The 8286-nt window shown below is 40.6% G+C and carries 6 protein-coding genes; 4 read left to right on the top strand and 2 right to left on the bottom strand.

Annotated features, from left to right (window positions below):
- Window positions 1-133: 133 nt before the first annotated feature.
- Window positions 134-1531, bottom strand: coding sequence for an amidase (locus FNW02_RS36685; RefSeq protein WP_191762397.1), 1398 nt, complete (start codon window positions 1529-1531; stop codon window positions 134-136).
- Window positions 1532-1744: 213 nt separating this feature from the next.
- Here FNW02_RS36685 and FNW02_RS36680 point away from each other — a divergent pair, with 213 nt between their 5' ends.
- A complete protein-coding gene (locus FNW02_RS36680; RefSeq protein ID WP_191762396.1) occupies window positions 1745-3304 on the top strand; it encodes a hypothetical protein in 1560 nt (519 codons plus the stop codon).
- A gap of 113 nt (window positions 3305-3417) precedes the next feature.
- Window positions 3418-4728 carry an aminopeptidase P N-terminal domain-containing protein gene (locus FNW02_RS36675; RefSeq protein ID WP_191762395.1) on the top strand — a complete coding sequence of 437 codons (1311 nt, stop codon included), beginning with the start codon at window positions 3418-3420 and terminating at the stop codon, window positions 4726-4728.
- A gap of 49 nt (window positions 4729-4777) precedes the next feature.
- On the opposite strand, the gene psbA is transcribed toward FNW02_RS36675, so the two are convergent.
- Window positions 4778-5860 (bottom strand): photosystem II q(b) protein, encoded by a 1083-nt coding sequence (psbA, locus tag FNW02_RS36670; RefSeq protein ID WP_191762394.1) that lies wholly within the window; start codon window positions 5858-5860, stop codon window positions 4778-4780.
- A gap of 163 nt (window positions 5861-6023) precedes the next feature.
- Here psbA and FNW02_RS39380 point away from each other — a divergent pair, with 163 nt between their 5' ends.
- A complete protein-coding gene (locus tag FNW02_RS39380; protein ID WP_225226248.1) occupies window positions 6024-6941 on the top strand; it encodes an NB-ARC domain-containing protein in 918 nt (305 codons plus the stop codon).
- 132 nt (window positions 6942-7073) lie between these two features.
- Window positions 7074-8219 (top strand): WD40 repeat domain-containing protein, encoded by a 1146-nt coding sequence (locus FNW02_RS39375; RefSeq protein WP_225226246.1) that lies wholly within the window; start codon window positions 7074-7076, stop codon window positions 8217-8219.
- Window positions 8220-8286: the final 67 nt, after the last annotated feature.

Genomic DNA, 8286 nt, shown 5'->3' with positions numbered 1-8286 from the left:
TCCAATAGTTTATCTTGTTCCTCTTGAGTTAGGCTAACAGTATATTTAGCTGACATAACTTTTAAAAGTGTTTTCATACCATTATTTCACCTACAGAGCAACCTGTCAAAATAACTTTGGTGGACTAGTAGTATTATGTTGCAAATGCTGGACGATGTTTAATCCAAGGTTTAGCTGCTTCAATCTGCGCTGCTAGGTTAATCAGAGTAGCTTCGGCGGCTGGTTTGCCAATTAGCTGCACACTAATAGGTAAACCATTACTATCAAAACCTACAGGAAGTGCGATCGCAGGTTGTCCAGTTGCATTAGTCGGTGGACAAGGAGCAACCCAGTGAATAATATTTTGGAATGTCTCTTCTAGACTTAGAGAAGCCCATTCTCCCACCCGGATCGGTGAATGTAAATAAACTGGCAAGACTAGCACATCTACAGTATTGAAAAACGCTACAATTTGCCGTGCTACTACCTGCATTTGCGAAACCGCCTGGAGGTACTCAGCAACCGAACCTGTTCGTGCTAAAAGCCAACGATTCATCGGCTGTAATATCTCGACTGGAATTCCTGATGCAGCTACCCCAGCTTGCCAAACGATTTGAAACGGTTCAACTAAACCGCTGAAATCTGGACATTTTGCCTCAACTTTATGACCAAGTTGTTCTAATAACTGAACTGTTTGCAAAACACCTTGCTGACAGTTGGCATCAGCTTCACCCAAGGGAGGGATGCTAGTAGCAAAGGCAATTTGCAAAGTACTGGGTTTTTCCTGTGTGGCGGCGAGAAATGATGGTTCTGGATTTGGTAGCCAGTAAGGATCTCCCGTGACATAACCAGATATCGCATCCAAAAGCGCAGCAGCATCAGCAACAGTACGAGCTATTGGCCCATTGGTAGCAATTCCGGCAAGGCGATCGCCTACGGGTGCTTTACTGACTCTTCCCCGTGATGGCTTAATTCCCACCAAACCACAACAAGCCGCAGGCCCGCGAATCGAACCACCACCATCAGAACCTTGAGCGATGGCACATAATCCAGCGGCTACGGCTGCGGCTGCACCGCCACTAGAACCACCGGGTGTGTATTCCAAATTCCACGGATTTCTGGCTGGGGGAAATCCCATTGGTTCGCTATAAGGAAGAGAGCCTATTTCTGAAGTTGCAGTTTTACCAAGAATAATAAATCCAGCTTGCTTAATCCGCTCTACAACCCCGTCATTATAGTCAGGGATATTGCTCAGTAATACTGGATTCCCGTAGGTACAAGGCACACCCGCTACAGCGTTGAGGTCTTTAATGGAAATCGGCACACCAAAAAATGGCGGTAGTTCTGAGGTTGTTGTGAGAGTTTCTGTTTTGGCTTTGGCATCTGCGATCGCCAATTCTGCCATCACTGTAAAATAACTTCCCAGTTGGGGATTTAAACGCTCAATCCTTTCTAAATATATTTCTGCTAACTCTAATGGCGACACTTCTCGGCGGCGGATTAATTGCGCCAACTCTAGCGCTGGGGTAAAAGCTAAATCAATTTCATTCATACGTTAGTTAATGGGTTGTTTTGTCTTCCTCTACACCTTGGCAACTGAAATTGTTACTTTAGCAGGATTTACGGGAACTATAAATCTATCGCTCCTGAGATTTATTAATTAACTAGAATGCCTAGTTCAACAGGCGTGGTTACGTCATAACCTCGCTGCATAGACATTTTAATTCTTTCGCATAAACTTTCAACAAATCCCCAAGGGATATTTATGGCTGACCTAGAAATGCTTGTCAATGAGCTACCAAAACTTGTTCATAGCTTGAAGCTAACTATTGGTAGTTCTCATAAAATCATGGAAGAAATTATCCTGATAAATAGTGTTCAGGAACAGCTACGAAATATCAAAAAACTGATTACTCAAGAACTAAAATTTACTAAAAATAGTAATACCGCAGTCAGCACATCTGGTTTAGCTTCAACTGCGAGTTTGGTTATTCCTAATGTTTATTTGGCAGATGAATTTCTTAATAGCAAAAAAGAGTTTATTATTGCAAAATTTGGTAAGCCAGAAACAGAAATATCATTAACTAATTTACAAGCAAAAATTGATTATTGGATTGAATGGGGTTATTTAATTCAGGCTATAGCCACAGATATATTAAGTGATTCTCATTTGGGATCTCAACTGGATTCTCATATTAACTATTTAAACTTATCCACTGAAATTCAAAATATTGCTGAAAGCTTAAATATTGATTTAGGCTTTGGTAATTCTAAACTTTTACAACAGCAAATTAATAAAATAAACTGTGCTCAAGAGGAATTATTACAAACACAACAAAGACTTAATTATATAGTTGATATTATTCAAAATAGCCAGAATATGTTAACAATATTGCTGGGAGTCTCCTGTTTTTGTGGTAAATCTGGCTTTGCCTTAGAATGGTTGGATGATGATCAGGAATTAATTATATCTAGTGAAGGCAATTTACAAGAATTAACAGATATTCTTAATACTTGTGATTCTTTTAAAGAAAAGGTATCTAATTTAGTTATACATAGTAATTCTTTAAAAGAACAGGCAGAAACAGCGCTGGTAAATATTGAACAAAAAATTAGCAAAAAAACAGTTATTAATCCTCAATTAGAAGAAGTAATTATTAATCTTCCATCAGAAGAAGTACCGAGGTTTTCAAGACAAAAAATCGTAAGTTTGACTTTAATCATAGCTTCAAGTTTAGTAGTCTTAGGTTTTGGTAGTCAGATAATCAATAATCAAAATCCACGACTTCAGCAGATGAATCTAACTTTCACTCAGGAAGAAAGTGCGTTCGTCGCAGACGATGGCGGAGCCATCGCTAATTTTAAATCTGCTCAAAACCTTGGTATGGAGGCTGCTGCTCTAGTTCAAAATCCGCCTCATCCTCTTGCAGTTTGGCAACAAGCAGCAACTAAATGGCAACAGGCGATAGAACTATTAGAAAGTATTCCTGAAGAAACAGCAATTTCTTTGCAAGCAAAGAAGCAACTGGTTAGCTATCGTGTTAATTATAACGTCATCAGTAAAAGACTATTGACTGAAAAACAAGCAGTAGCAAACTTGGAATCAGCCCAAAAACTAGCAACAGAGGCTACTTTTTTGGCTCAGAATTCGCCTGATTCAAAGCAGCAAGTCAAAGCCAAATGGGAACAAGCAATCAATTTATTAGAAGCTATTCCAGAAGGGACATCTGTTTTTATACAGGCTAAAGATGAACTTGTCGTTTATAAAGCGAACTATAGCAATTCTAACAATATCTCCAACTTCTCAGAGAAGTCGGGAATCTGAATGAGTCTTAGCTAGAATAACTGAAATTAGCACCTAATAAAAGGCACTATTTGTAGAGTCTTTAGTTGCTAAAGGTGTAAAATAACACGATAAATTTATAAATTGATTCAGTTATGCAAACAGAATATCGGCAGCGTCGCGAGCAGTTAATGGCAAAAATTGGTAATGGTACTGCCATTTTCCGCAGTGCTCCGATGGCAGTAATGCACAATGATGTCGAATACGCTTATCGCCAAGACAGTGATTTTTTCTATTTGACTGGCTTTAACGAAGCGCAAGCAGTAGCGGTGTTAGCGCCGCACCATGCAGAACATCGGTTTGTGCTATTTGTTCAACCGAAGGATCGAGAAAAAGAAGTTTGGAGTGGTTATCGCTGTGGGGTAGATGCAGCGAAAGAAATTTATGGTGCAGATGAAGCTTATCCGATTAGCGAACTGGATGAAAAATTGCCCCAGTATTTGGAAAAAGCTGATCGCATTTATTACCACTTAGGACGCGATCGCAGTTTTAATGACCAAATTCTGTGGCATTACCAAAGTTTACTGCGGACTTATCCCAAGCGCGGCACAGGGCCAATTGCCATCGAAGATACTGGGCCTGTTCTCCACAGCATGAGACTCGTTAAAAGTGAAACCGAGTTGGAATTGATGCGTCAAGCAGCGGCGATCGCAACTGAAGCACACAATTACGCACTAGAAATTAGTGCACCCGGACGTTATGAGTATGAGATCCAGGCTGAGATGGAACGCATCTTTCGGCTACGGGGGGGAATGGGGCCAGCTTATCCTTCAATTGTGGCTTCCGGTGCAAATGCTTGCGTCCTTCACTACATCGAGAATGTGCGCCAGATGCAGGATGGGGAATTGCTCCTAATTGATGCAGGTTGTGCTTATGGTTATTACAACTCTGATATTACCCGGACATTTCCGGTAGGTGGTAAGTTTACACCAGAACAAAAGACACTATATGAGATTGTTTTAGAAGCCCAAAAACAAGCGATCGCCCAAATACAACCAGGTAATCCCCACAAATTAGTTCATGATACAGCCGTGCGCGTCCTTACCGAAGGCTTGGTAGAGCTTGGTATCCTCAAAGGTGAAGTTGACAAGTTAATTGAGGAAGAGAAATACAAGCCGTACTATATGCACCGCACCAGTCATTGGTTAGGTTTAGATGTCCATGACGTGGGTGTTTACCAACATGGTGACGATAAACCGCAGATTTTACAACCTGGTCAAATTCTCACAGTGGAACCAGGACTTTATATTGTCCCAGATACTAAATTAGCAGAAGACCAACCAGAGACTAACCCGCGATGGATTGGTATTGGCATTCGTATTGAGGATGATGTGTTAGTTACACCTGGTGGACACGAGGTATTAACTGCCGGGGTTCCCAAAGCAGTGGATGAAGTGCAACGATAAAAAAGTAGGGATGGTAAATACCATCCCCAAGATAATTTAAAGTTAAACCTTAGCCGTGGATAGCAGGAGCCATTAGAGCGACTGGTGCTGCTTCACCTGTTGCCAAATCTAGAGGGAAGTTGTGAGCATTACGTTCATGCATTACTTCCATCCCTAAATTGGCACGGTTAATTACATCCGCCCAAGTGTTAATTACACGCCCTTGGGAGTCGATTACAGATTGGTTAAAGTTGAAACCGTTGAGATTAAATGCCATCGTGCTGATACCCAATGCAGTAAACCAGATACCAATCACAGGCAAAGCTGCTAAAACAAAGTGCAGCCATCGGGAGTTTTGGAAGCTGACATATTGCCAGAACAAGCGTCCCAAATAACCATGAGCAGCAACTATATTGTAGGTTTCTTGTTCTTGACCGAACTTATAACCGTAGTTTGCAGATTCGATTTCGCTGGTTTCACGTACTAAGGTTGAAGTCACCAAGGAACCGTGCATCGCGGAAACTAAAGCACCACCAAATACACCAATTACACCCAACTGATGGAATGGATGCATTAAAATGTTGTGTTCAGCTTGGAATACCAACATAAAGTTGAAAGTTCCAGAGATACCCAGAGGCATACCATCAGAGAAGGAGCCTTGACCGATGGGATAAATCAAAAATACTGCGGTAGCACTAGCCAGAGGTGCGCTGTAAGCTACACAGATCCAAGGACGCATTCCCAGGCGGTAGCTCAATTCCCATTGGCGTCCCATGTAGCAGGCACAGCCAATTAAGAAATGGAAGATTACTAGCTGGTAGGGGCCACCGTTGTAGAGCCACTCATCTAAGGAAGCAGCTTCCCAGATTGGGTAGAAGTGTAAACCGATCGCATTGGAAGAAGGAACAACCGCGCCAGAAATAATGTTGTTGCCATAGATTAAAGAACCTGCAACAGGCTCCCGAATACCATCAATATCTACGGGAGGCGCGGCGATAAAGGCGATGATGAAACAGGTGGTAGCGGTGAGCAGAGTGGGAATCATCAGCACACCAAACCAACCGATGTATAGACGGTTGTCAGTGCTAGTGATCCACTCACAGAAGCGTTCCCAGACATTGGCGCTAGAACGTCTTTGTAAGGTTGTAGTCATAGTCTAAAATGATTTCAATGATTTCGTTGATTATTTAAAATTGTTGTTTCTTTGGGAATCAACAACTGATAGCATATTAAAAAAGTTGCTGAACCTTTGCAGTAACTAAAAGTTATTGAAAGTTACAAGTTGAAGTTAACTTTAGTAAGAAATATGTAGGCAAATGACTGTCGAAGAAGCCTTAGCCATTGTTGAAATCATTCTTGAGAAAGCATCTCTAAATGACTTACAAGAGGTTATTTTTCGACAGTCTTGGGAACAGAAAACATATCCAGAGATTGCTGAAAAGTTTGGTTATGATGCTGACTATATCAAAATTGTGGGCTTTCGACTCTGGAAAATGCTCTCCAAAGCGATGGGTGAAAAAGTTACTAAAGATAACCTTCGTTCATCTTTAAGAAGATGGTCTTCTCGTCAACTTAACACCACTCCCCACTCCTTGCTCAGCACTCATCACTGTGATTGGGGTGAAGCCCTTGATGTTTCTATCTTTTACGGACGTACCCAAGAAATTGCAACCTTAGAGCAATGGATTATTCAAGAACGTTGTCGGTTAGTAGCATTATTAGGAATTGGGGGAATTGGTAAAACTTCTTTATCTGTGAAGTTGAGTGAGAAAATTCAGGAAAACTTTGAATATGTTATTTGGCGATCGCTTCATAATGCCCCAACTATTGAATCGCTACTCATTAGCTTAATTCAAGTTATTTCTCAGCACCAAGAAGGTGATTTACCCGAATCTGTGAGTGATAAAATTTTTCGCCTACTTACCCATTTACAAAAACATCGATGTCTCCTAATTCTCGATAATGCAGAGATAATTCTGACTAGTAGTGAGGGTAGAACAGGTCAATATCGCTCTGGCTATAAAGGATACGGTGAACTTTTTAGACGGATTGGCGAGTTTCGTCACCAAAGTTGTTTGGTTCTAACAAGTCGAGAAAAGCCTAAAGAGGTAGCAGTACTAGAAGGCGAAACATTACCAGTTAGAACTATGCAATTATCAGGTTTATCAATTGCTGATGGGCAAGCAATTTTTAGTTGTAAAAGTAGTTTTACTGGTTCAATCTATGAATGGTAAATTTTAATTCGATCTTATGCAGGTAATCCCCTGGCGCTGAAGATAGTAGCAACAACAATTCGTGATTTATTTGACAGTAGTATTACAAACTTTCTTGCTGAAGGTACTGTTGTATTCGGTGACATTCAAGATTTGCTAGAACAACAATTTCAACATTTGTCAGCTTTAGAAAAAGAAGTCATGTATTGGTTGGCAATCAATCGCGAACCTGTAACATTTAAAGAAATACAGGCTGATTTACTATCTGCTATCTCATCTTCTCAATTACTAGAAGTACTGGAGGCTTTAGAAAGGCGTAGTCTTATTGAGATAGGCAGTGGGTTATTTACGCTACAGCCTGTATTGATGGAGTACATGACTAGTCGTTTGATTCAACAGGTTTGTGTTGAAGTTGAAACTCAAAGCATTTCCCTCTTCAAAACTCATGCACTGATTAAAGCTACTACAAAAGACTATATTAAAGAGATTCAAATTTACCTGATTCTTAACCCTGTTATTAAACAGTTACTTTCGGTTTTTGGGACTGCAAATAGAATTGAAATGCAGTTAATGACCATTCTGTCATCATTGCGGAGACTGAAACCAATTGATACTGGATATGTGGGTGGTAATACAATCAATTTGTTCCGCCAACTGCAAGTGAATTTAAGCGATCGCAACTTTTCTGGTTTGACGATTTGGCAGGCTGATTTAAAAGGTGTTAACTTGCACCGAACAAACTTCGCCTACTCAGATTTAACAAAATCTACCTTTACTGCAAATCTAAGCTACACCTTTACACTGGCAGTTAGTCCAGATGGTAATCTTTTGGCAATAGGGGATACTCTCGGTAAAATTTCTTTGTGGCAAACAACAAACGGACAACAATGCTTAACCTGGGAAGCACACGCAGGTTGGGCGCGTTCTATTGTGTTTAGTGCTGATGGTCAAACCTTATTTAGTGGCAGTGATGACCAAACTGTTAAACAATGGGATCTTACAGGTCGATGCCTGCAAGTATTCAGCAGGATGCACACAGGCTTTGTTTGGTCTGTAGCTCAAGCTCAGCAACAAAATTTAAGTGGCAGTTATTCAGTCCTTGCCAGTGGTGGTATGGATCAAATGGTAAAAATCTGGGACATTCAAACAGGTGAGTGTTTGAAAACCCTGCAAGGACACACAGATTGGATCTGGTCGATTGCTCTTAGTAAAGATGGTCAAACTTTAGCTAGTGGTAGCGCCAGGGCGAACGCATCTTATTTACTAATAAAAACTAAAAAAGATTTGAAAATGACATAGATAATCCTACAAGTTGCTACAACTATAAATAAAACAAATCCCTAACCTTTCAACAATAGAGATTAGC

Origin of the sequence: Komarekiella delphini-convector SJRDD-AB1 (assembly GCF_014831675.1) — a bacterium.
In the GTDB taxonomy this organism is placed as follows: Bacteria; Cyanobacteriota; Cyanobacteriia; order Cyanobacteriales; family Nostocaceae; genus Komarekiella.
The sequence above is the reverse complement of the archived record's forward strand: the minus strand, read 5'-3'. Positions and strand labels throughout refer to the sequence as shown.

Excerpts from the sequence above, each read along its gene's own strand:
- FNW02_RS36685 (WP_191762397.1), bottom strand. The coding sequence starts at position 1,531 with ATGAATGAAATTGATTTAGCTTTTACCCCAGCGCTAGAGTTGGCGCAA.
- FNW02_RS36680 (WP_191762396.1), top strand. The coding sequence starts at position 1,745 with ATGGCTGACCTAGAAATGCTTGTCAATGAGCTACCAAAACTTGTTCAT.
- FNW02_RS36675 (WP_191762395.1), top strand. The coding sequence starts at position 3,418 with ATGCAAACAGAATATCGGCAGCGTCGCGAGCAGTTAATGGCAAAAATT.
- psbA (WP_191762394.1), bottom strand. The coding sequence starts at position 5,860 with ATGACTACAACCTTACAAAGACGTTCTAGCGCCAATGTCTGGGAACGC.
- FNW02_RS39380 (WP_225226248.1), top strand. The coding sequence starts at position 6,024 with ATGACTGTCGAAGAAGCCTTAGCCATTGTTGAAATCATTCTTGAGAAA.